The following is a 21,463-nucleotide window of genomic DNA, read 5'->3' as shown; positions in this document are numbered from 1 at the left end:
CCTGCCGCTTGGCCCGCATGGCTTGTTCACCGGCCATGAGGGCTTACAATACCGGCCTATGTTACACGAGCGGCGCTGCCCTGCGCCGCCGCCACCGGGAGCCGCCGTGATCGTCCGCTGGGAAACCGACCATGACTACGTGCTGGTACATGTCCATCAGGACATGTTCGGCGACTGGATCTTCAGCCGCGCCTGGGGGCAGATCGGCACCCAGTTCGGCGGCCTGAAGCACCAGCTCGCCGACGACCACGCCCAGGCGATGATGTGGCTCGACGACGAGGCCACCATCCAGGCCTCCCGGGGTTTCCGCAAGGTGCTCGAGGCCGATGACCACAGCCCCGAGGGCCTCGACGCGGTCAGCCAGCTTTCGCTGCTCGACAACGCCTGATCCCGATCACCCCAGGTAGCGCCGCCCACCGCGCATCACCGCCCCGCTGGCCGCCGGACGGTCCGCGTCTTCCCGCTGGGCCTGTCGCCAGGCCGCCGCGTCCAGCCAACCCCGAGCCGCCAGCCAACCGGCCAGCCGCGTCGGCTCGAAGCCACGCTCCAGCTCGCCGCCCTCGGCGTCCCTCAACACCGGGATCCGTACCCCGTAGCGGGCCATCAGCGCCTCGTCGTCACTGATCTCGACCCGCTCCAGCGTGACTTCCTCGCTGGCCAGTCGCCCCAGCCAGGCCTCCAGCGCCTCACAGAGGTGGCAGCCCAGGGTGGTGTAGAGCGTCAGGCGGATCATGCGCCTTCCCCCTCACCCTCACCCTCACCCTCGCCCTCGCCCTCGCCCGCCGGACGGTGACGGATCAGGAAACAGTGATGCAGGTCCGGGCGGCGGTTGCCAGATCGAGAGCGGATCGAAGGTCTCATGCGCTCTCCCCCTCGCCCGCCGGACGGTGACGGATCAGGAAACAGTGGTGCAGGTCGGGACGGCGGTTGCCAGATCGAGAGCGGATCGAAGGTCTCATGCGCTCTCCCCCTCGCCCGCCGGACGGTGACGGATCAGGAAACAGTGGTGCAGGTCCGGGCGTCTGTTGCCAGATCGAGAGCGGATCGAAGGTCTCATGCGCTCTCCCCCTCGCCCGCCGGACGGTGACGGATCAGGAAACAGTGGTGCAGGTCGGGACGTCTCTGGAAATCCGGATCGAAGGTCTTCGCCGAGATATCCTCCACGGCATAGCTCGCGTCCAGGTCGGCATCCAGCGTGAAGCGCCGCTGGTTGTTGGAGAACACCAGGGTCCCGCCCGGGGCCAGGCGCGCCATGGCCAGACGCACCAGCCGGCCATGGTCGCGCTGCACGTCCAGGGTCTCGGCCATCTTCTTGGAGTTGGAGAAGGTCGGCGGATCCAGGAAGATCAGGTCGAACTGGCTACCCGCGGTCTCCAGCCAGTGCAGGCAATCGTCGCGCACCACCCGATGCCGCGACGGGTCCAGGCGGTTGAGGGCGAAGTTGTCCCGGGCCCAGTCGAGGTAGGTGTTGGACAGATCGACGCTGACGCTGTCACTGGCGCCGCCGTCCCGCTCGGTGCCGAGGGCCGCCTGCACGGTGGCCGTGGCGGTGTAGCAGAACAGGTTGAGAAAGCGCTTGCCCGGGGCCAGCTCGGCCAGCAGGCGACGCACCGGACGATGGTCCAGGAAGAGCCCGGTATCGAGATAGTCGCGCAGGTTGACCCACAGCCGCGCCCGCCCCTCGCGGACCTCGAAGCGCTCGCCACTGGCCGCCTGCTTCTGGTACTGGGCCCGGCCGCTCTGGCGCTCGCGACGCTTGATCACCACCCGCGACGGGTCGACCTCCAGCACCTCGGGGATCACCGCCAGGGCATCGAACAGGCGCTTCTGGGCCTGGCCGGCATCCACGGACTTGGGGGCGGCGTATTCCTGGACATGCACCCTGTCGCCATAGACGTCGATCGCCAGGGCATACTCGGGCATGTCGGCGTCGTAGAGCCGGTAGCAGGTCTCGCCGGAGCGCTTGAGCCACTTCCTCAGCCGCTTGCGGTTCTTCTCGAGGCGGTTGGCGAACATCTGCGCGCCCTCGGAGCGCGGCGCGGGGGCGGACACCACTGGCGTCTCCTGATCCTTGCCGCTCTCGCCTGCCGGCACGTCCATCAGCAACAGCCGGGCATCCAGGGGCCCATTCTTCAGCGAATAGTGCTTGTAGGCGCGCAGTCCCGTGCGGTGGCCGAGATCCGGGTTGGCGGTGAAGAGCGCCAGGCGCCAGCCGGGGAAGGCCAGGCGCGCCCGCTCGCCGAGCGCCGCATAGAGGCCGACCAGCTCCGGCAGCTCGCCGAGCCGCTCGCCGTAGGGCGGGTTGGTGATCAGCAGGCCCCGGTCCTGGTCGCCGAGCGTCGCCGGCCGGGCCAGGTCGCTCAGGCTGGCCCCCTGGAGTTCGATCAGCGCCGGGATACCGGCGCGCATGGCGTTGGCCTTGGCCGCCGACAGCGCCGGCGGGCTCTGGTCGAAGCCGTAGAGCCGGCAGCGGCAGCGCTTGCGGCCGATGCTCGCCCGGGCCTCGGCCTCGCGCTTGAGTTCGTGCCACAGGGCCGCATCGTGGCCGGCCCAGCCGTGGAAGCCGAAGCGCTCGCGATGCAGGTTGGGTGCCATGTCGGCGGCGATCATCGCCGCCTCGATCAGCAGGGTCCCGGCCCCGCACAGCGGGTCTACCAGCGGCGCCCCCTCACGGGCCAGCGCCGGCCAGCCGGCGCGCACCAGCAGTGCCGCCGCCAGGTTCTCCTTGAGGGGGGCATGGCCCACGTCACGGCGGTAACCGCGGCGATGCAGGCTGTCGCCGGAGAGGTCCACCCCCAGCAGCAGGCGCCCGCGGTGCAGGTGGGCATAGAGGCGCAGGTCGGGTTGCCGGGTGTCCACGTCGGGTCGGGCCCGGCCCTCGGCGTGCAGGCGATCCACCACCCCGTCCTTGACCGTCTGGGCGCCGAAGCGGGTATGGCGGATGGCCTCGGAGCGGCCGTGGAAGTCCACCGCCAGGGTCGCGCCGGGGGCCAGGTGCGCCCGCCAGTCCACCGCGGCGGCAGCCGCGCGCAGCTGCTCGGGGGTCTCGACGCCCTCCTCCCGGGCCAGGCACAGCACCACGCGGTTGGCCAGGCGCGACCAGAGGCAGGCACGGTAGGCACCGGCCAGGTCGGCGCGGAAATGCACCCCGGCCACGGTGGTCTTGCCGGGCTCGGCGCCCAGCGCGGCCAGCTCGTCGGCCAGCAGCAGCTCGAGCCCCTTGGGACAGGTGGCCAGGTAGGCGTGGCAATCAGGATCTCGTGTATCGCTCATGGGATGTCCATCGGCGTGGCGTCTGGCCGCCGCATTATCGTGACGACCGGGTGTACGTCTTGTTACAAATCAGCTGTCGACAGCGGCAACCCGGTTGCGCTATCTATGAGGTGGTAGCTACCTGACAACGCATGCGTTCCTGTCAATGGGTCTTTCTCACTGGCGGCGTTTCACGCCGCCTTACGGGACCCGACAACACGGGTTTGACGCTCCCTTGTGCGTCGAATTCAATCGGTACCTTAGCAAGAGGTAGTCCAATGAAACGACAGAAACGTGATCGCTTCCAGCGTGCCTATGTTCATGGGTACAAGGCAGGTCTCTCAGGTCGTTCCCGTGATGACTGTCCGAGTCAAGATATCAATCTACGCGAGTACTGGATGAGCGGTTGGCGTGAAGGTCGTGGAGATCAATGGTCCGGCATGACGGGCGTCTCCGGTATTCACAAGAACCCCATGGTGATGTAACCCCCAAGCCCGGGTGTATCGCTAGTCATCGACAAGACGAACCCCTCAAGCCCATGGCCAGGCCATGGGCTTTTTAGTGCCTCTCAGACTCGGTGGCGCGCCTGGAGCGCCCGGGTGCACTCCCCCACCAGCGCCGGCCCCCGATAGATGAAGCCGGAATAGAGCTGCACCAGGTCGGCACCGGCCTCGACCTTGGCCAGCGCCGCCTGACCGCTGTCGATGCCGCCCACCCCGATGATCGGCATGGCCGGCAGGTGGCGGCGCAGCTCGCGGATCACCGTGTTGGAGGGCTCGAACACCGGCCGCCCCGAGAGGCCGCCCTGCTCGTCGGCCCCGGGCAGGCCTGCCACCGCCTCCCGGGCGATGGTGGTGTTGGTAGCGATCACCGCCTCGATGCCGTTGGCCTCGAGGCTCTTCGCGACCAGGCGCACTTCCTCGGCATCCATGTCGGGAGCGATCTTCACCGCCAGGGGCACCCGCCGACCGCCTTCGCGGTCCAGGCGGCTCGCTTCCTCGCGCAGGGTCCCCAGCAGCTGGTCCAGGTGCACACCGAACTGCAGGTTGCGCAGTCCCGGGGTGTTCGGCGAGGAGATGTTCACGGTGATGTAGTGGGCATGGGCATGCACCTTGCGAAGGCAGAGGAGGTAGTCGTCCACCGCGCGCTCCACCGGCGTGGTCAGGTTCTTGCCGATATTGATGCCGATCACGCCGTCGTAGCGGCTGGCCCGGACATTGGCGACCAGGTGGTCAACGCCGGCGTTGTTGAAGCCCATGCGGTTGATGATGGCCCCGGCCTCGGGCAGGCGGAACAGCCGCGGCCGGGGGTTGCCGTCCTGGGGCCTGGGCGTCACGGTGCCCACCTCGACGAAGCCGAAGCCGAGTGCGCCCAGCGCATCCAGATGATCGGCGTTCTTGTCGAGCCCCGCGGCCAGGCCGACCCGATTGGGGAAGCGCAGGCCCATCAGCTCCACCGGGTCCTCGACCCGCCCCCCGGCGAGCCGCCCCGCCAGCCCCAGGCGTTCGGCCAGGTCCAGCGCCGAGAGCGCCACCGAATGGGCCTTCTCGGCGTCGAGGCGGAACAGCAGCGAGCGGGCAAGCGAATACATGACATCTCCTGAGGGGCGGCGGGACCACGCGGGCCGAAACGGGGCGCGAGTATAGCGCAGCCACCCCGTCACGACGAACCCCGCCGCGGGAAGGGGCTCGCCGTCGGCGGGTCGCGCCGGGGTCAGTGGCCGATGTCACCCTCGCCGAACAGGAAGGCGCGCAGGTGCTTGTCCAGGGTCGGGTCGCGGCGCCGCAACCACTCGAGCGTCATCGCCGCATGCTCCTTCTCCTCGTCGCGGTTGTGCGCGAGGATCTCGCGCAGCGCGTCGTCCCGGCAGGCGTCCACCCGCTGGTTGTACCAGTCGACCGCCTCGAGCTCTTCCATCAACGAGACGATGGCCCGGTGGTAGTCGCATGTCTCGCCGGTGAGCTCCTCGATGGGCTCGTGATAGCCCTCGCTGGCACCTGCCATGTGACGCGCCTTTTATGGTCTACTGAGGCACAGATCAGGAGTCCGACATAGGACACATCGAGGACGCTTGTCAGCCTCGATGACGCGCTGCCAGGGAGACGACATGACCGAGACGACCGAGACGCTGGAACACCGCCTGTCGCGCATTCACCTGGCCCTCGAACAAGAGCACCTGGAGAAGGTCGACGATGTCATCGGCGACCTGGAACCCGCGGAAGTCGCCCTGCTGCTGGAGTCGCTGCCGCCCAGCGAGCGCATCCGGCTGTGGGAACGCGTCCCCCAGGAAGTCGACGGCGAGGTCCTGCTGCATGTCCATGACGAGGTCCGCAGCACCCTCATCGACGACATGGATCATGCCGAGATCGTCGCGGCCACCTCGAGTCTCGACACCACCGACCTCGCCGAGATCTTCGAGGACCTGCCCCAGCAGGTCGCCGAGGACATGCTGCGCTCCATGGACGAGCTGCAGCGCACCCGCCTGCAGGAGACCCTGGCCTTCGAGGAGGACTCGGCCGGGCGCCTGATGCGCACCGACACCATCGCCGTGCGGGCCGACGTCAGCCTGGAGACGGTGCAACGCTTCCTGCGCTGGAAGCAGGCCGTGCCGGACAACACCCACGCGCTGATGGTGGTCGACCGCAACGGCCTGTTCATGGGCGTGCTGTCGCTGGTGAGGCTGGTGGCCAACGACCCCGAGCTGGCGGTGGCCGACCTGATGGACCCGGAGGTGGACAGCATCCAGGTGACCATGAAGTCCCGCGACGTGGCCACCCTCTTCCAGACTCACGACCTGGTATCGGCGCCGGTGGTCGACGACCAGGGGCTGCTGCTCGGCCGCATCGTCATCGATGACATCGTCGACGTGATCCGCGAGCACTCCGAACAGGCACTGATGAACATGGCCGGCCTCGACGAGGAGGAGGATCTCTTCGCCCCGGTGCTGCCCAGCGCCAAGCGTCGGGCGGTGTGGCTCGGCATCAACCTGCTCACGGCCTTCCTGGCCGCCTGGGTGATCGGGCGCTTCGAGGATGCCCTCGACCAGCTGGTGGCCCTGGCGGTGCTGATGCCGATCGTCGCCAGCATGGGCGGCATCGCCGGCAGCCAGACCCTGACCCTGGCGATCCGCGGCCTGGCGCTGGGTCAGATCAGTCGCACCAACAGCAACTGGCTGCTGCGCAAGGAGGTCGGCATCGCCGCCCTGAACGGCCTGTTGTGGGCCCTGGTGGTGGCCGTCCTGGCGGTGCTGTGGTTCGGCAATCTCGGCATCGGCGTGATCATCGCCGCGGCCCTGGTGATCAACATGCTGGCCGCCGGCGTGGCCGGCATCGTCATCCCGCTGCTGCTCAAGCGGGTGGGCATCGACCCGGCCCTGTCGGGTTCGGTGGTGCTGACCACGGTCACCGACGTGGTGGGCTTCATGTCCTTCCTGGGGCTGGCCACGCTGTTCCTGCTCTGATCCTCGTCGCCTCCGCCAAACGACGCCCCCCCGCCGGATGGCGGGGGGCCGCGTTTCAGGCCCCGCACGAAGCGGGGCTCGGGGAGGCGGGAGCGGGCTAGGCCTCGCTGTTGCTCTCGGCCAGGTCGACAAGCTCGCGGACCGCGACGGCGAACAGCGGGAAGCCGCCCTGGTTGCCACCGCCCACCTCGTCGATCAGCCGGCACCAGCGACCATGCATGCCCTCGTGGAGCGACAGCCAGCGCTCGACCCGTTCGGCGGTCTCGCGCGGCCCCTCCTCCATGCCCAGCACGCTGGCCGTCAGCGCCAGCTGCTGGCGTTCGATGTCATCCCGGAAGGTCTCCCGGGCCTTGGCCTGCCAGCCATCCGTGACTTCGAGCCGGGTGACCTGCTGCAGGATCCACGGCAGCTCGAGACGCGCACCGACCTCGTAGAAGATCTCGGCGACCCGTTGGGGCTTGTCGCCGGTCTGCCGCGCGGTCTGGATGATGCCCAGCGCCGCATACAGGCTGTTGGCCGCGGCCACGGTACTGGCCAGGGCCGCGGGCACGCCGGCCTCGATCAGTTCGTCGCGACGCTGCTGCCACTGGGTATGTTCCTCGCCGCGCAGGCGCTTTCCGATGTTCTCCTGCAGCTGGGACAGGCGCGGGGCGAAGTAGTCGATGGCATCCCGGGTGGTCATGCCGCTGCGCTGACGCAGGAACCAGCGGGTGGCCCGGCGCAGCATGCGCATCAGGTCGAGCATCATCGAGTACTGCACCTGGCTCGGCACCTGGTTGTCCAGCGCCTCGACCTGCTCCCAGGTGCGGCCAAGCTGGAAGCTGTCGCGGGCGATGACAAAGGCCCGCGCGATGTCGGCTCGGCCGGTACCGGTGGAGTCGATCAGGCGGCGCACGAAGACCACCCCCATGTGGTCGATCATGTCGTTGGCCAACTGGGTCGCCACGATCTCGCGCTTCAGGCGGTGCTCGTACATCTCGTCGCGGTAGCGCTCCACCAGCACCGCGGGGAAGACACGTTCCACGTAGCGCATGATGGTCGGGTCATCCGGCACATCGGAGGCGATCAGGTCCCCCTTGAGCACGCTCTTGGCGTAGGAGATCAGCACCGAGAGTTCCGGCAGGGTCATGCCCTGGTGGTGAAGGGTCCGCTCCTGCAGTTCCTCGTCGCCGGGCAGGAATTCCAGTTCGCGGTCGATCTGGCCGGCGGCTTCCAGCTCGCTGATGAAGCGGCGGAAGGGGCCGATGCCCCGCTGGGAGAGCAGCTCGGCGAGATCCAGGGCCTGGGTCTGGCGATAGTTGTCGCGCAGCACCAGGCCGGACACCTCCTCGGTCATCTCGGCGAGCAGCTGGTTGCGCTGCTTCTCGGTCATGTCGCCCCGGGCCACCACCTCGTCGATGAGGATCTTGATGTTGACCTCGTGGTCGGAGCAGTTGACGCCGCCGGCGTTGTCGATGAAGTCGGTGTTGACGCGTACGCCCTTGGCGGCGGCCTCCATGCGGCCACGCTGGGTCAGGCCGAGATTGCCGCCCTCGCCGACCACGCGGCAGTTGAGGTCCCGCCCGTCGATGCGCAGGGCATCGTTGGCCTTGTCGCCGACCTGGGCATCGGTCTCCTCGCTGCTCTTGACGTAGGTGCCGATCCCGCCGTTCCAGATCAGGTCGACCCGGGAGACCAGCATGGCGCGAATCAGCTCGTTGGGCGAGAGCCTGTCCTCGCGGATGCCGAAGACCAGCTTCATCTGCGGCGTGATGCGGATCGACTTGGCGCTGCGCGGAAAGATGCCGCCGCCCTCGGAGATCAGCGAGGCGTCGTAGTCCTCCCAGCTGGAGCGCGGCAAGGCGAACAGGCGCTGGCGCTCGACGAAGCTGGCGGCAACGTCCGGGGTCGGATCGACGAAGATGTGCAGGTGGTTGAAGGCCCCCACCAGGCGGATCCGGTCGGAGAGCAGCATGCCGTTGCCGAAGACGTCGCCGGCCATGTCGCCGATGCCGAGCACGCTGAACTCGTCCTGCTGGGTGTTCACGCCCAGGCCACGGAAGTGGCGCTTGACCGACTCCCAGGCGCCCTTGGCGGTGATGCCCATCTTCTTGTGGTCATAGCCGTTGGCGCCGCCGGAGGCGAAGGCGTCGCCGAGCCAGTGGCCGTACTCGGCGGAGATCTCGTTGGCGATGTCCGAGAAGGTCGCGGTGCCCTTGTCCGCGGCCACGACCAGGTAGATGTCGTTGTCGTCGTGGCGGACCACGTCGCGGGGCGGCACCACCTCGCCTCCCTTGAGGTTGTCGGTGACGTCGAGCAGCGCGCGGATGAAGGTCCTGTAGCAGGCGATGCCCTCCTGCTGCAGGGCATCGCGGCCGCCCCCCTCCGGCAGGCGCTTGCAGACGAAGCCGCCCTTGGCGCCCACCGGCACGATCACCGCGTTCTTGACCTGCTGGGCCTTGACCAGGCCGAGCACCTCGGTACGGAAGTCCTCCTGGCGATCGGACCAGCGCAGCCCCCCGCGGGCCACCTTGCCCCCCCGCAGGTGCACGCCCTCCACCCGCGGCGAGCAGACGAAGATCTCGTAGGCGGGCCGTGGCTTGGGCATGCCGGAGACCCGCGAGGGCTCCATCTTGATGGCGATGTAGTCCTTGAAGCGCCCGTCGTCGGCCTTCTGGTAGTAGTTGGTGCGCAGCGTCGCCTGGATCAGCTCCATGTAACGGCGCAGCAGCTGGTCGTCGTTGAGGCTCGGGACCTCGTCCAGCAGCGCCAGGATGCGCGCCTCGCACTCGCTGATCTCGCTGGGCTCGGGGCGGTCGACGGGATCGAAGCGCAGCTCGAACAGGCTCACCAGCTCCCGGGTGATCTCGGGATGGTTGACCAGGGTGGTGGCGATGTAGTCCTGGGACATGCCGAAGCGGATCTGCTTGAGGTAGCGCGCATAGGCCCGCAGCATCGCCACTTCCCGCCAGTCCAGGTTGGCGCCGATGATCAGCCGGTTGAAGGCGTCATTGTCGGCCTCGCCGGTCCAGATGCGCTGGAAGGCGTCGATGAACGGCTCGCGCATCTCCTGGAGGTTCACCTCGACACTGGTGTGGTGCTCCAGGGTGAAGTCATGGATCCAGTAGGAGCGATCGGTGGCCTGCACCTCGTAGGGCCGCTCGCCGAGCACCCGCAGGCCGAGGTTCTCCATCATCGGCAGCACGTCGGAGAGCGGAATCGGGGCGTCGCCGTGGAAGAGCTTGAGGTTGACCCCGCTGCCCTCCTCCTCGATCAGCCGGTACAGCGAGAGGGCCAGGGGAATACCGTCGTCCAGCTCGCCGAGGTGCTGCAAGTCATAGACCGCGGTGCGGGCGCTGAAGTCGTCGCGGTAGCTGGCCGGGAAGGCGTCGCGAAAGCGGCTCATCAACAGGTTGGCCTGCTCCTCGCCGAAGCCCTCGATGGAGGCGTTGAGCAGGTCGTCACGCCAGTTGCGGGCCAGCTTGACCAGCTTGTCCTCCAGGCGCTTGATGTCGTAGTCCACCGGGCTCTGGTCGTTGAAGCGCAGGATGAACTGGATCCGTGCGAGCACCGACTCCGAGAGGTAGGTGTTGAAGTCGCCGAAGGTGGCGTCGAGCTCCTGGCACAGCAGGTCCTGCAGGCGCAGGCGCAGCTCGGTGGAGAACACGTCGCGGGGGACGAACACCAGGCAGGAATAGAACTTGCCGAAGCGGTCCTCGCGGATGAACAGCCGCACCCGGCGACGCTCGCGGATATCGAGAATGCCCAGTGCCGTCTGGGTCAGCTCCTCGATATCGATCTGGAAGAGGTCGTCGCGCGGATAGACCTCGAGGATCTGCAACAGCTGCTTGCCGTTGTGGCCCTTCGGGTTGAAGCCGGACATCTCCATGACCGACTGGAGCTTGCGCCTGAGGATCGGCACGTTGCGCGGCGACTCGTTGTAGACGGTGGCGGTGAACAGGCCCAGGAAGCGTCGCTCGCCGATCACGTTGCCGTGCTCGTCGTAGCGGTCGACGGAGATGTAGTCGGGATAGGTCGGCCGGTGTATCCGGGCGTGATGGGCGCTCTTGGCAAAGGACAACAGCTGGGGCACCAGCACGAACTGATCGCCATCGACGCCCAGGTCGGTGCGAATCCGCTCGCGGTAGCGGGGCTGGTCGAGGCGGAACACGCCGAGCTCGCTGCCGGGCACCTTGTCGAGGCGCTGACGACTACCGTCCTCCTGGACCTCGTACTCGTCATAGCCGAAGAAGGTGAAGTTGTCCTCGAGCAACCAGTTCAGGAAGGCGATGGCCTCGCGATGGTCCTCGGCGTCCACCTGCTCGGGGCGGCTGGCCTCGAGCTCGGCGATGGCCGTCCGGGCCTGCTCGCACATGGGCTCGAAGTCGCGGACCGCGGTGCGCACGTCACGCAGCACCTCCTGCAGGCTGGCCTCGATGTCCTCCAGCTCGGCCGGGTCGGAGTGGCGATCCACCTCGATGGCGATCAGCGACTCCCGGGGCGCGGCCGCTCCGCTGTCCTTGGACTCCACCACGGCCTTGAGGTGATGGGTCTTGTCGCGCGCCACGGCCAGCACGGAATTGTGGATGGCATGCACGGTCATGCCGCGACGGTTGAGCTCCAGGCGCACCGAGTCGACCAGGAACGGCATGTCCTCGTGGAGCACGGCAACGAAGGTGTGGGTCGACTGCCAGCCATGTTCCTCGAAGTCCGGATTGAAGACCCGCACCTTGGGCGCCTCGGGCTCGAACTGCTGGATGAAGTGCCACACCGACAGGGTCGCCCCATAGAGATCGTCCAGCCGTCGGTCGGTGAGGTCCTCCAGCGGCACATTGGCGTAGAAGTGCCGAGCGAAGGCCTCGACCGCCGCGGCCTTGTCCTTGTCCAGCCGGCTTTGCAGCCGTTCCGTGAGCTGCTTGAGCAGATCCTGACGGCTCTCCTCGTGTGCGACTTGTAGCATCCATCACCTCGACTGTCAGCGGCCGCGCAACGCGGCCGGGATCACTTGACGTAGGAAGCGGACCTGGCCCCCATGGCTCAAGAGCTTACGTCAATCCCCGTGCCATCCCTAACGACATGCCCCTTTGCTCATGATGCATGTCGGTTGCGCATCGGCCTTGACAAGGCCGGCGCGCCCCGTCTGGCCGCGATCAGTCCCGTTTGGTCAGCAGCACCCCGCATTCGCAGTGGTGGGTCCAGGGAAACTGGTCGAACAGGGCGAACCGTTGCACCTCATGGGTTCGGGTCAGGGTCTCCAGGTTGTGGGCCAATGTCTCCGGGTTGCACGAAATATAGACAATCCGCTCGTAGCCGCTGAGCTGGCGACAACTGGCCTCGTCCAGCCCGGCCCGGGGCGGATCCACCAGGACCGTTGAGAAATCGTAGTCGTCGAGGCCCATCTCCGCGACTCGCCGTCCGCCCTTCTCGCCGCGCAGGGCCTGGGCGAACTCCTCGGCGGACATGCGCCCCACCTCGGCATTGGCGATGCCATTGGCCGCCAGGTTCTCCCTGGCGCTGGCCACCGAGGTCCGCGAGATCTCGGTGGCCAGGACGCGGCGGAAGTTCTCGGCCAGCGCGACGGTGAAATTGCCATTGCCACAATACAGCTCCACCAGGTCACGCTCCTGACTGCCGGCGGTGACGTCCCGCGCCCAGGACAGCATGGACCGACAGATCTCGGCATTGGGCTGGGTGAAGCTGTTCTCCACCTGCTGGTAGACGAACTCGCGCCCGTCGACGGCCAGACGCTCCCACACGTGGTCCCGGGTCAGCACCCGACGCTGCTTGCGGGCCCGGCCGATGATCATGATGTCCAGCGCCCGTTCCAGGGCACGCGCCTCGATCTCCCAGGCCTCGTCGAGCGGGCGATGGTAGATCAGGGTGACCAGCGCCTCGCCGGACAGGGTGGTGAGGAACTCGACCTGGAAGAGCCGGTGGCGCAGCACGGGCGTGTCACGCAGGGCCTCCCGCAGCCGAGGCATCAAGGCGTTGATGCGCCGGCTGGCCACCGGGAAGTCGTCCAGCCGGACCACCGTCTTCCGCTCGGGGTCCGCGGGGTCGACCTCGAACATCGCGTAGAAGAGATCGTCGCCCTCGTGCCACAGGCGGAACTCGCAGCGCTGCCGGTAGTGGCTGGCCGGCGAGGGAAAGACGTCCAGCGGCGGGGGCGAGAAGCGGGCGAACTCCGTGGTCAAGCGCTCGCGCTTGGCCGCGAGCTGGTCGTCATAGCGGTCGGGGTCGACTACGGGAATGGCCACGGCGGCTCCTGGATAGTGATCGAAAGACTCTAGGTAAGGGAACGGGGCCCGGGGCACTCAGGCCAGGACGAGCCGACGAGCGTCGACGAAGCCGAAGCCGGCGAGCCCCCGTGCGAGGGCCGGCGACGGGGCGGTCACCCAGCCCAGCTCGAGCGCCGGGCGGCGCTGCGGCGCGACGACGACCTGGCCGGTGCGCCGAGCGATGGCATCGCCGGAATCCACCCAGCGCAGCGGTCGGGGGGCGGCTGCGGCGAGCCGGTCCCGCAGTAGCGGGAAGTGGGTGCAGCCCAGCACCAGGGTATCGAGGTCGGGCAATGCCTCGAGCGGCGCCAGCACGCGACGCAGCCGGGCGGCATCCGGCGTCTCGCCGAGCACCAGCCGTTCGGCCTCGCCCACCAGGGAGTCGGCGGCGAGGCGCGTGACGCGGCAATCCCGGGCGAAATCCTCGATCAGCCGCAGGGTGTAGGGGCGCGCCACGGTGGCGCTGGTCGCCAGCAGGCCGATATGACGGCTCTCGCTCAGCCCCGCGGCCGGCTTGATCGCCGGCACGGTGCCGACCACCGGCACCGACAGGCTCTCGCGCAACGCCTCGAGGGCCAGGGTGCTGGCGGTATTGCAGGCCACCACCAGGCCGCTGCAGCCACTGGCGGCCACCGCCGCCCGGCAGACCCTGAGGATGCGGGCCACCAGCCAATCGTCCTCGCGGACGCCATAGGGCAGCATGGCGTTGTCGCAGGCATAGGCCAGGGCCACCTCGGGCAGCCGTCGGCGCAGCGCCGCGACCACCGAGAGCCCGCCCACCCCGGAATCGAAGACCAGGATCGGTCCCGCCATCAGCCCGCCGCCGATCGGCCGATCGCCCACCGGCACAGCCCCCGGCAGGGCGCGGTCGGCGAGGCAATGGCAAGGGAGGTGTGCGGCATGGCGTCAGGCCCCGTCTCAGGATGCGGGGCATTCTACCTCAGCCGGGCGCGGACTCGAAGGTGCATGGCGTCATCCGACGCCCGGACGGTCGCGCCACACCGCCCGGGTCGATGTCGGGGCCCGTCGAGTCGGATGGTGTCCCTCAGGTGGCGGGCTCGGGCGCGTCCCGCAGTTCGGCGTAGAGCTCCGGGTAGGCCTCCTGGAGGCGCTCCAGCTTCTCGGCGGCGCCCTCGGGCAGCGACTCGGCGAGGGTCTCGAGGTCGCCGTCCTGGAAATAATCACGGATCATCGGGAACAGCAGCTCCCGCTCGTCGCGCAGGTAGGCGCGGTGCGCCTCCACATAGGCCCGCAGGTCGTCGGCGAAGCGGTCCATGGGAATCACCGCATCCATCAGGATCATGTCGAGGTCATCGGACAGGCGCTTGAGCTGGGCCTTGAGCGCCCGGTAGTCCCTGGCCAGCCGCGCGGTCACCTCCTCGGACTCGGGTACCACCTGCTTCAGCCGCTCGGTGCAGACCTTCTCCAGGGGCTGGGTGAATCCCTCCTGATAGTCGAGGATATAGTCCACGACTTCGCGTACCAGCTGGAAATTCGGCCGTTCACCGGCCGCCAGGGTCTTCTGCTTGAGCTGCAGAACGTGCAATATGCGGGCCATATTGGCATGATCCTGGCGCAGTTGATTCAGCATGGGCATCGCGGAGGCCTCCTCTGTGATCAGGCACATGGACGCAAGGCACCTTCGATTCGACTCGCCTCGTCCCGGCGGGTTCCCGGTGATGCGCGATGGCGTTAACAAGCTAGCCTGCCACCGGGATGTTTGCCCGCCGTCCATGGTCGAAAGTCCAGAATGGACGTATCCACTCTAGCAGCCGTCAGCGGAGGAGTCAGAAATGGACCTGTTCCAGCAGGCCACGTCCGAGGAGACCGCGCCCCTGGCCTGGCGCATGCGACCGCGCCGGCTCGCCGACTATGTCGGCCAGCAGGCCCTGGTGGGGCCCGGCAAGCCACTGCGCCGGATGGTCGAGAGCGGGCTGGTGCGCTCGATGATCCTGTGGGGGCCACCGGGGACCGGCAAGACCACCCTGGCGGAGATCCTCGCCGAGGAGTCCGGCGCCCACCTCGAGCGGCTGTCGGCGGTGATGGCCGGCGTCAAGGAGATCCGCGCCGCGGTGGATCGCGCCCGGGCCGCCCAGGGGCAGGGACGCGGCACCCTGCTGTTCCTCGACGAGATCCACCGGCTCAACAAGAGCCAGCAGGACGCCCTGCTGCCCCATGTGGAATCCGGCCTGCTGACGCTGATCGGCGCCACCACCGAGAACCCCTCCTTCGAGGTCAACTCGGCCCTGCTCTCCCGGGCCCGGGTCCACGTGCTCAAGGCGCTGACCGAGGAGGAACTGATGCGGGTGCTGCACCAGGCCCTCGCCGACGAGACCCATGGCCTGGGCGCCCGGCGCATCACGGTGGACGACGAGGTCCTGGCCATGCTGGCGCGAGCCGCCGCCGGGGATGCGCGCCGCGCCCTGGGCCTGCTGGAGACCGCCTGCGACTTCACCTCCCCGGAGGGCGACGGCGAGCGCCTGCCCCGCGAGGCCCTGGAGGACGTGATCGGCCATCAGGCCAGCGCCTTCGACAAGCAGGGCGACCACTACTACGACCTGCTCTCGGCGATCCACAAGTCGATACGCTCCTCGCGCCCGGACGCCGCCCTGCTCTACATCGCCCGCTTCGTCCAGGGCGGCGGCGACCCGCTCGACGTGGTCCGCCGGCTGACCGCCATCGCCTCCGAGGATGTGGGCAATGCCGATCCCAAGGCGCTGCCGCTGGTCATGGCGGCCTGGGACGCCTACCTGCGCCTCGGTGACTACGAGGGCCAGCGGGCCATCGCCCATGCCGCCATCCACCTGGCGGTGGCCCCCAAGAGCAACGCCGTCGACCAGGCCTGGCACCGCGCCCGCGCCTTCGCCGCCGCCCAGCCGCGCCTCGAGGTGCCCACCTACCTGCGCAACGCCCCGACCAAGCTGATGGCATCGCTGGGCCACGGCGAGGGCTATCGCTACGCGCACGGCGAGCCCCACGGCTATCCGGCGGGGAGCCGGCACGACTGCTGGCCCGAGGACGTCCCTCACGAACGCTTCTACCGGCCCACGGCGTACGGCCAGGAGAAGCGCTATGAACAAATGATGGAGTGGCGCGCCGAACTCGATACGGCCGCCGATCGAGAGGCGGACTGAGTCATCGCGGGTCGGCCAGGAAGGTTCGCGCCCGGGCGTCGTCGACATAGGCCACGTTGAGACGAATCCAGGGCGACTCGTTCGCCTCGGGCAGGAAGACCTCCCCGGGAGACAGCCGGATGCCCCGGCGCTCCGCGCTGGCGACCAGCTCCCGGGACGAGGCGACCTCGGGGTGGCGCGCCCACAGGAACATGCCGCCCCGGGGCAGCGCATACGGCTCCCAGCCACTTCCTCGGGCCAGTTCGAGGGCGGTGCTCATGCGTCGTGACAGGCGCAGCCGCAGCCTGTCCACCAGCCGACGGTAGCTGCCGTTGCGCAGCAGCGTCGCCACCACCTGTTCGGCGAAGGACGAGCTGGCGATATTGCTGAGCATCTTGACGTCGACCAGCGGCTTGACGAGCGCCGGCGGCGCGGCGATGAAGCCGACGCGCAGCGAGCAGGAGAGGGTCTTGGAGAAGCTCCCCACGTAGATAACCCGCCGCAGGCCGTCCAGCGCGGCCAGCCGTGGCGTGGGCGTCTGCTGGAAATCGGCGTAGATATCGTCCTCGACGATCCACAGATCGTGCCGCTCGGCCAGCGCCAGCACCCGCCGCGCGACCTCCGGAGACAGGCTGGTGCCCGTGGGGTTGTGCAGTACGCTGTGACAGAAGAACAGCCTGGGCGAATGGCGCTCGAGCAGCGCCTCGAGATGTTCCGGATCGGGCCCGTCCTCGGTACGACGCACGCCGACGACGTTGACCCGGTGGAGATGCAGCAGCCCGAACAGGTTGTAGTAGCCCGGGGATTCTACGAGCACGGTGTCGCCCGGGCGCAGCATCCAGCGCACGATGACGTCGAGCGCCTGACTGCCGCCGCCGGTCGTCAGCAGCTGGTTGGCGTCGGCCTCGATGGCCAGGCCCCGCAATCGTTCCTGCAGCAGGGCACGCAGCTCCGGCGAGCCCAGTGGCGTGCCGTACTCGAACAGCCCCGCCGACGACTGCCGCGCCACCTGGCGCAGGGCACGAGCGAAGGTTTCCTCGTCGCGCCAGGCGGTGGGCAGCCAGCCACAGCCCAGTCGCAGGCTGTCGCCCTCTGGCTGGAACAGCTGCCACATCTCGTCGGACACGTCCGCCATGCCCGAACGCGCCTCGCGCTCCGTCGCATCGACGGCCCCGTCGGCCACCTAGAACCCCGAACCGGGCCGCGAGACGATCCAGCCCAGCGCGGCGAGGCGCTCGTAGGCCTCGAGCACGGTGTTACGGCTGACAGCCTGCGTCGCGGAGAGGCGACGGATCGACGGCAGTCGTTCGCCGGGCGCGCCATGCCGTTCGATCCACTCTCGGATGCCGTCCGTCAGCTGCTCGACCCGGGGCCGCTCCGCGAGCGGATCGATCTTCACCTGCATGGCAGCTTCCCTCTCGCCCGCACCGTTCCCGCAAAATCCATCGCCAGTGTACCTTATGCCGCGCCGGGCACGATGGGAGCCTGAGGCCTCACCCACCCGCTCGAGGCCCCCCATGTCGATGCTTCCGGGACTCCGCCTGGCCTTCGCCCTCTGCCTGACCACCACTGCCGTCAATCTTCAGGCCCCCTACTACGACGCCCTGGCGGCCCATGACGGCCTGGGCACCACCGCCACCGGCATCGCCTTCGCCTGCTACGTGCTCGGCATCCTGCCGGTGCTGATCCTGGGCGGCGGGCTGCCCGACCGGTTCGGACGGCGTTCGCTGATGGTCACCGCCCTCGGCCTGTGTCTCGCCGCTACCCTGCTGACGCTGGCCGCCCCGGGCGTGGTCACGCTGGGCATCGCCCGCTTGCTGATGGGCATCGCCACCGCCCTGACCTCGGCCTCGGCCCCTGCCTACATGCTCGCCTTGCTCCCCGGCCGGGATCGCCGCCGTCCCACGGCCTGGGTCACCGCCAGCACCTCGCTCGGTTTCGGTCTGGGCGCCGCCATGACCAGCCTTTGCCTGCTGCGTGAACCCAGCCTGACGCCGGCGAGCCTGTGGTGGTATCTGCTCGCGGGCTCCTTGGCCCTGTTCGGCCTCTGGCGCCTGGAGGACAACACGCCCGAATCGACGGCGCCCGCCGCTGTGCGCCTGCCCGCCTATCCCACCGGGAGTGTGGCGTTCGGCGTGACGATCCTGCTGGCCTGGGCCACGGTCGGCCTGGTCATCGCCCTGCTGCCCGAGGTACTGGACCGACACGGCCTGTCGGCCTGGTCCGGCTTCGCGACCCTCGGCATCTGCAGCGGCGGCGTCCTCTTCCAGCCCCTGGCCCGCCGCCTGTCCCCGGCGACCTCGGTGCGCCTCGGCCTGGTCATCCTGCCGCTGGCCTACGCGCTGATCGCCTGGGGCGCCCTCGAGGGCCGCCTGGCCGGCGTGCTGCTGGGCGCGCTGGGGGCCAGCAGCGCCTGCTACGGATTCATCTACCTGGGCGGCCTGAGCGGCATCCTGGATGCGGCCGGCGACCAGTCCGCCCGCGCCAGCGCCGGCTTCTTCCTGATGGCCTACCTCGGCTTCAGCGTGCCGGTCGTCGTCACCGGCGCAATGATGGAGAGCCTCGGCCAGGCCAACGCCCTGGCCGTCTTCGGCCTGGTACTGCTCGGCGCCTGCCTTTTCGTGTACGGCTGGCCGTTGCGACGGTCGCGTCGCGCGTTCGACGCGGCCTGAACGACATCGCCCCCGGGAAAGCAGTCTTCCCCGGGGGCGATCGAGGCCGCCGCCTGTCCCCGCTTATCGGGATTCGCGGATCACATCGGTGCCCTCGGGCAGGTCCACGCGGAAGCGGCCATCGGGCACCTCGACGTTCTGCTGCACGTCATCGAACTCGATGGCGGTGCGCTGTCCGGTGCTGTCGGTCATCTGCAGGAAGCCCAACTGCTCGCCGTAGAAGGTCAGCTTGAGCTCCTCGAACAGGGTGTCGGAACTCTTCGGCAGGAGAGTGAAGGTCTCCGACGCCCCCTGCTGACTGCGCGACACCTCGTAGCTCTCGGTGAGCTCGTCGGCACTGCCGGAGAGCAGCAGCGCCGGGGTATGGGTGACCCGCTCGTCCAGCGCCTGCACCGTGGCCTGCTGCAGGTCGGGGTCATAGAGGGTCACCTGTTCGCCGTCGGACACCACGATCTGCTCGTAGGGCGCGTCCACCTCCCAGCGGAATCGCCCGGGGCGCGACAGCCACATCTGCCCGCTGGCCTCCTGCAGGCGCTGGCCGCTGCTGTCGAGGATCTGCTGGTCGAAGTCGGCGACGTAGGTCTGCACCGGCTCCAGCATCCGGGCCAGCCGGTCGGCGCCTTCGCTGGCCAGCGCCGAGGCCGGGGCCAGCGCCGCCAGGGCCAGCGCGGCAAGGGTCGTCTTCACTGTCATCTCATTGTCTCCCTGAGCGGATCCATGGTCGCGTCCTGTGTCTCGGACCCGGGGTGCCGCGGCGGGTTGCATCCCGGCCGCGGCTTGCATGGTGGTTGCATGATCGGGGCGGCCTCAGTCGCCGGCCGGCGGCGGCGCCAGCACCTCGCGGGCCCCGTTGGTGCCCATGGTCGAGACCACGCCGGCCATTTCCATCGCCTCGACCAGGCGGGCGGCCCGGTTGTAGCCGATCTTGAAGCGGCGCTGGACCGCCGAGATGGAGGCCCGGCGGCTCTCGGTGACGAAGGCCACGGCCTCGTCGTAGAGGGCGTCCTGCTCGGCATCGTCGTCGCCGCCACCGCCGCCCTCGGCCTCGAGGCCGGCCAGGGCCTCGGCGGAGACGCCGCCGGAGAGGATCTCGTCGATGTATTCCGGCTCGCCGCGACGCTTCCAGTCCTCGACCACCCGGTGCACCTCGTCGTCATCGACGAAGGCCCCGTGCACCCGGGTCGGCATGCCGGACCCGGCCGGCAGGTAGAGCATGTCGCCGTGGCCCAGCAGGTTCTCGGCGCCGCCCTGGTCGAGGATGGTGCGGGAATCGACCCGCGACGACACCTGGAAGGCCATGCGGGTGGGGATGTTGGCCTTGATCAGGCCGGTCACCACGTCCACCGAGGGCCGCTGGGTGGCCAGGATCAGGTGGATGCCGGCGGCGCGGGCCTTCTGGGCCAGCCGCGCGATCAGCTCCTCGACCTTCTTGCCGACGATCATGAACATGTCGGCGAACTCGTCGATCACCACCACGATATAGGGCAGCTTCTCGAGCACCGGCGGCGCCTGGTGCATCTCCCAGGGCTGCGGTTCCCACAGCGGGTCGGCGACCTGGGCCCCGGCCCGCTCGGCCTCGTCGAGCTTGGCGTTGAAGCCGGCGATGTTGCGCACGCCCATGGCCGCCATCAGCTTGTAGCGCCGCTCCATCTCGGCCACGCACCAGCGCAGGGCGTTGGCCGCCTCCTTCATGTCGGTGACCACCGGCGCCAGCAGGTGCGGGATGCCGTCGTAGACGGAGAGTTCCAGCATCTTGGGGTCGACCATGATCATGCGCACTTCGTCGGGCGTGGCCTTGAGCAGCATGGAGATCAGCATGGCGTTGACCCCCACCGACTTGCCCGAGCCGGTGGTCCCGGCCACCAGCAGGTGCGGCATCTTGCCGAGGTTGGCCACCACCGGGCCGCCGCCGATGTCCTGGCCGAGCGCCAGGGTCAGCGCCGAGGCCTCGTGCTGGTAGCGGTCGGAGTCGATCACCTCGCGCAGGCGGATCATCGCGCGGTTGGGATTGGGGATCTCGATGCCCACCGTGGGCCGGCCGGGAATGACCTCCACCACCCGCACGCTCTTGACCATCAGCGAGCGCGCCAGGTCCTTGGCCAGGTTGCTGATCTTGGAGACCTTCACCCCCGCCGCCGGCTTGATCTCGAAGCGGGTGATCACCGGGCCCGGCCAGGTATCGACCACCTCGGCCTTGACGCCGTACTCGCGCAGCCGGGTCTCCAGCAGCTCGGCCATCTCGGCGAGCTGGGCGTCCGAGTAGTTGGGCTGATGGGCCTGGGGCGGGGTGAGCAGCCGCAGGCTGGGCAGCTCGCCGTCCGGCTCCGGCAGGTCGTCGAACATGGGCCGCTGGCTCTGCAGGTGCTCCACGGTCCACAGGGTGGGGCCATCGTCGTCCGCCGCCTCCCGGGCCTGCTCGGCGCTGGCCTGCCGGGGGCCGTCGTCGTCATCGGCAGGCGGCGGCTCAACCGGAGGCGGCGTGCTCGGCCGCGGGGACGCCTCGGGCGGCGCCGGACGCGACGCCGCCGGCTCCCGGGAGGCCTCGGCCTGCCAGGACGGCAGGGGCGCGTCATCGTCATCGTCATCCGGCAGGACCGGCTCGGGCACGACCTCGGGCACCCGACGCGGCATGGCCGGGGCGCGAGGCTCGCCGGCGCCCTCGCCGGCCGGCGCCGCGTCGCCCTCGGCGGGCCCTGGGGCCGCCGCGGG

At 69.0% G+C, this 21,463-nt stretch carries 17 protein-coding genes; 5 read left to right on the top strand and 12 right to left on the bottom strand.

Going from position 1 to position 21,463, the window contains the following annotated elements; genetic code table 11:
* The first annotated feature begins 106 nt into the window (after positions 1–106).
* Complete coding sequence (locus tag QWY76_RS01575) at positions 107–388, top strand: hypothetical protein (protein ID WP_290309360.1); 282 nt, start codon at positions 107–109, stop codon at positions 386–388.
* A gap of 6 nt (positions 389–394) precedes the next feature.
* Here the strand turns inward: QWY76_RS01575 and QWY76_RS01570 are convergent, their stop codons facing one another.
* Positions 395–733, bottom strand: coding sequence for a glutaredoxin family protein (locus tag QWY76_RS01570; RefSeq protein WP_290309359.1), 339 nt, complete (start codon positions 731–733; stop codon positions 395–397).
* A 320-nt stretch (positions 734–1,053) separates the two neighbouring features.
* The gene (rlmKL, locus tag QWY76_RS01565; protein ID WP_290309358.1) at positions 1,054–3,273 is read right to left on the bottom strand and encodes a bifunctional 23S rRNA (guanine(2069)-N(7))-methyltransferase RlmK/23S rRNA (guanine(2445)-N(2))-methyltransferase RlmL; all 2,220 of its coding nucleotides are present in this window, start codon (positions 3,271–3,273) and stop codon (positions 1,054–1,056) included.
* A 257-nt stretch (positions 3,274–3,530) separates the two neighbouring features.
* Between rlmKL and rmf the strand changes: the two genes are divergently transcribed.
* On the top strand, positions 3,531–3,737 hold the full coding sequence (gene rmf, locus QWY76_RS01560) for a ribosome modulation factor (protein ID WP_082042631.1): 207 nt from the start codon (positions 3,531–3,533) through the stop codon (positions 3,735–3,737).
* 83 nt (positions 3,738–3,820) lie between these two features.
* Here rmf and QWY76_RS01555 read toward each other — a convergent pair whose 3' ends face one another.
* Both QWY76_RS01555 and QWY76_RS01550 read right to left on the bottom strand, forming a co-directional pair.
* Entirely contained in the window at positions 3,821–4,843 is a 1,023-nt protein-coding gene (locus tag QWY76_RS01555; protein ID WP_290309357.1) for a quinone-dependent dihydroorotate dehydrogenase, read from the bottom strand.
* Positions 4,844–4,965: 122 nt separating this feature from the next.
* Positions 4,966–5,256 carry an encapsulin-associated ferritin-like protein gene (locus tag QWY76_RS01550; protein ID WP_290309356.1) on the bottom strand — a complete coding sequence of 97 codons (291 nt, stop codon included), beginning with the start codon at positions 5,254–5,256 and terminating at the stop codon, positions 4,966–4,968.
* A 103-nt stretch (positions 5,257–5,359) separates the two neighbouring features.
* On the opposite strand from QWY76_RS01550, the gene mgtE reads away from it, so the two are divergent.
* Positions 5,360–6,712, top strand: coding sequence for a magnesium transporter (gene mgtE, locus QWY76_RS01545; RefSeq protein WP_290309355.1), 1,353 nt, complete (start codon positions 5,360–5,362; stop codon positions 6,710–6,712).
* A 97-nt stretch (positions 6,713–6,809) separates the two neighbouring features.
* Here mgtE and QWY76_RS01540 read toward each other — a convergent pair whose 3' ends face one another.
* The 4 genes from QWY76_RS01540 to QWY76_RS01525 all read right to left on the bottom strand — a co-directional run bounded on the left by QWY76_RS01540 (position 6,810) and on the right by QWY76_RS01525 (position 14,560).
* A complete protein-coding gene (locus QWY76_RS01540; protein ID WP_290309354.1) occupies positions 6,810–11,651 on the bottom strand; it encodes an NAD-glutamate dehydrogenase in 4,842 nt (1,613 codons plus the stop codon).
* 190 nt (positions 11,652–11,841) lie between these two features.
* On the bottom strand, positions 11,842–12,948 hold the full coding sequence (trmA, locus tag QWY76_RS01535; protein WP_290309353.1) for a tRNA (uridine(54)-C5)-methyltransferase TrmA: 1,107 nt from the start codon (positions 12,946–12,948) through the stop codon (positions 11,842–11,844).
* Positions 12,949–13,005: 57 nt separating this feature from the next.
* Positions 13,006–13,782 (bottom strand): glutamate racemase, encoded by a 777-nt coding sequence (murI, locus tag QWY76_RS01530; RefSeq protein ID WP_290309352.1) that lies wholly within the window; start codon positions 13,780–13,782, stop codon positions 13,006–13,008.
* A gap of 232 nt (positions 13,783–14,014) precedes the next feature.
* Positions 14,015–14,560, bottom strand: coding sequence for a hemerythrin domain-containing protein (locus tag QWY76_RS01525; protein ID WP_290309372.1), 546 nt, complete (start codon positions 14,558–14,560; stop codon positions 14,015–14,017).
* A 202-nt stretch (positions 14,561–14,762) separates the two neighbouring features.
* Between QWY76_RS01525 and QWY76_RS01520 the strand changes: the two genes are divergently transcribed.
* The gene (locus QWY76_RS01520) at positions 14,763–16,103 is read left to right on the top strand and encodes a replication-associated recombination protein A (RefSeq protein ID WP_290309351.1); all 1,341 of its coding nucleotides are present in this window, start codon (positions 14,763–14,765) and stop codon (positions 16,101–16,103) included.
* A gap of 1 nt (position 16,104) precedes the next feature.
* Here QWY76_RS01520 and QWY76_RS01515 read toward each other — a convergent pair whose 3' ends face one another.
* Positions 16,105–17,217: an aminotransferase-like domain-containing protein gene (locus tag QWY76_RS01515; RefSeq protein ID WP_353960382.1), complete on the bottom strand. Its 1,113-nt coding sequence runs from the start codon at positions 17,215–17,217 to the stop codon at positions 16,105–16,107.
* A 48-nt stretch (positions 17,218–17,265) separates the two neighbouring features.
* Complete coding sequence (locus QWY76_RS20055) at positions 17,266–17,487, bottom strand: GntR family transcriptional regulator (protein WP_353960381.1); 222 nt, start codon at positions 17,485–17,487, stop codon at positions 17,266–17,268.
* Between the two features lie 112 nt (positions 17,488–17,599).
* Here QWY76_RS20055 and QWY76_RS01510 point away from each other — a divergent pair, with 112 nt between their 5' ends.
* Positions 17,600–18,754 carry an MFS transporter gene (locus QWY76_RS01510; protein ID WP_290309350.1) on the top strand — a complete coding sequence of 385 codons (1,155 nt, stop codon included), beginning with the start codon at positions 17,600–17,602 and terminating at the stop codon, positions 18,752–18,754.
* Positions 18,755–18,817: 63 nt separating this feature from the next.
* Here QWY76_RS01510 and lolA read toward each other — a convergent pair whose 3' ends face one another.
* Together lolA and QWY76_RS01500 are read right to left on the bottom strand one after the other, a co-directional pair.
* Positions 18,818–19,447 (bottom strand): outer membrane lipoprotein periplasmic chaperone LolA, encoded by a 630-nt coding sequence (lolA, locus tag QWY76_RS01505; protein ID WP_290309349.1) that lies wholly within the window; start codon positions 19,445–19,447, stop codon positions 18,818–18,820.
* Between the two features lie 114 nt (positions 19,448–19,561).
* A partial coding sequence (locus QWY76_RS01500; protein ID WP_290309348.1) for a DNA translocase FtsK occupies positions 19,562–21,463 on the bottom strand: 1,902 nt, incomplete at its 5' end.

The sequence above is a fragment of the Halomonas maura genome (assembly GCF_030409305.1).
Lineage (GTDB): Bacteria > Pseudomonadota > Gammaproteobacteria > Pseudomonadales > Halomonadaceae > Halomonas > Halomonas maura.
This window is presented reverse-complemented; position numbering and strand designations above follow the sequence as displayed.

Bases quoted from the DNA above. Each gene is read 5' to 3' on its own strand.
- QWY76_RS01555 (WP_290309357.1), bottom strand. From the start codon at position 4,843: ATGTATTCGCTTGCCCGCTCGCTGCTGTTCCGCCTCGACGCCGAGAAG.
- QWY76_RS01515 (WP_353960382.1), bottom strand. From the start codon at position 17,217: ATGGCGGACGTGTCCGACGAGATGTGGCAGCTGTTCCAGCCAGAGGGC.
- QWY76_RS20055 (WP_353960381.1), bottom strand. From the start codon at position 17,487: ATGCAGGTGAAGATCGATCCGCTCGCGGAGCGGCCCCGGGTCGAGCAG.
- QWY76_RS01570 (WP_290309359.1), bottom strand. From the start codon at position 733: ATGATCCGCCTGACGCTCTACACCACCCTGGGCTGCCACCTCTGTGAG.
- rlmKL (WP_290309358.1), bottom strand. From the start codon at position 3,273: ATGAGCGATACACGAGATCCTGATTGCCACGCCTACCTGGCCACCTGT.
- QWY76_RS01550 (WP_290309356.1), bottom strand. From the start codon at position 5,256: ATGGCAGGTGCCAGCGAGGGCTATCACGAGCCCATCGAGGAGCTCACC.
- QWY76_RS01520 (WP_290309351.1), top strand. From the start codon at position 14,763: ATGGACCTGTTCCAGCAGGCCACGTCCGAGGAGACCGCGCCCCTGGCC.
- lolA (WP_290309349.1), bottom strand. From the start codon at position 19,447: ATGACAGTGAAGACGACCCTTGCCGCGCTGGCCCTGGCGGCGCTGGCC.
- QWY76_RS01540 (WP_290309354.1), bottom strand. From the start codon at position 11,651: ATGCTACAAGTCGCACACGAGGAGAGCCGTCAGGATCTGCTCAAGCAG.
- murI (WP_290309352.1), bottom strand. From the start codon at position 13,782: ATGGCGGGACCGATCCTGGTCTTCGATTCCGGGGTGGGCGGGCTCTCG.
- QWY76_RS01525 (WP_290309372.1), bottom strand. From the start codon at position 14,560: ATGCTGAATCAACTGCGCCAGGATCATGCCAATATGGCCCGCATATTG.
- mgtE (WP_290309355.1), top strand. From the start codon at position 5,360: ATGACCGAGACGACCGAGACGCTGGAACACCGCCTGTCGCGCATTCAC.
- QWY76_RS01510 (WP_290309350.1), top strand. From the start codon at position 17,600: ATGTCGATGCTTCCGGGACTCCGCCTGGCCTTCGCCCTCTGCCTGACC.
- rmf (WP_082042631.1), top strand. From the start codon at position 3,531: ATGAAACGACAGAAACGTGATCGCTTCCAGCGTGCCTATGTTCATGGG.